Annotated in this window: 1 pseudogene; it reads right to left on the bottom strand. The window is 79.5% G+C overall.

Features of this window, described 5'->3' with window-relative positions:
• A pseudogene (locus CCN44_RS42990) lies at nt 1-688 on the bottom strand (lysylphosphatidylglycerol synthase domain-containing protein); the annotation flags it as partial.
• Between the last annotated feature and the right edge of the window lie 8 nt (nt 689-696).

Genomic DNA, 696 nt, shown 5'->3' with positions numbered 1-696 from the left:
GGCGGTGCACCGCCCGCAGGTCGGCCAGGGCACACCGCAGCAGCCCGGTCACCGCCTGCCGCACCGGCCGTACGACCGTCAGCAGCGCCCCCGCCGCCACGGCCGCCCCGCACCCGACGACGGCGAACGGAACCAGCAGCCGCCCGTCCGGGACCAGCTCGCCCAGGCGCCGCCAGGCCGGCGACACGGCCAGGAACACCAGCAGGACCAGCGCCTTCGCCGAACTCCTGGCCAGCGCGTACAACCCGATCGACGCGGTCGCCCGGTCCAGCGGCACGCCCCGGCCGCGCAGAAAGCGCAGCGTGACGGCGTGGGCGCCGAGCCCGCCGGGCAGCACGTGGTTGGCGGCACCCGCGGCGAACTGCGAGGCCAGCAGCAGCCCCGGCGGCAGCGGGTCGGGCAGCGCACCCTGCCGGACGCAGGCGGCGGCCACCCAGGTCAGACAGGTGAAGCCGACGGCGGCCGGCAGCCACCGCGGGTCGGCCGCGAGCAGCCGCCGGACGCCCTCCTCCACCACCGGACGGTTGGCCACGGCCCAGCCGGCGGCGAGCAGCAGGGGAGCCAGGCACAGGGCGAGCCGTACCGCCCGGGCCGCACCGCGGGCCGCCGGACGCGCCGACGGGAGGGGCGGCCGGAGGGCCGTCGCATCGGCGGGCGCGGACCGCGGACCGGTGGGCGAGGGAGACAGCGAGGGGG

Source organism: Streptomyces tricolor (assembly GCF_002155905.1).
Taxonomy (GTDB): Bacteria; Actinomycetota; Actinomycetes; order Streptomycetales; family Streptomycetaceae; genus Streptomyces; species Streptomyces tricolor.
This window is presented reverse-complemented; position numbering and strand designations above follow the sequence as displayed.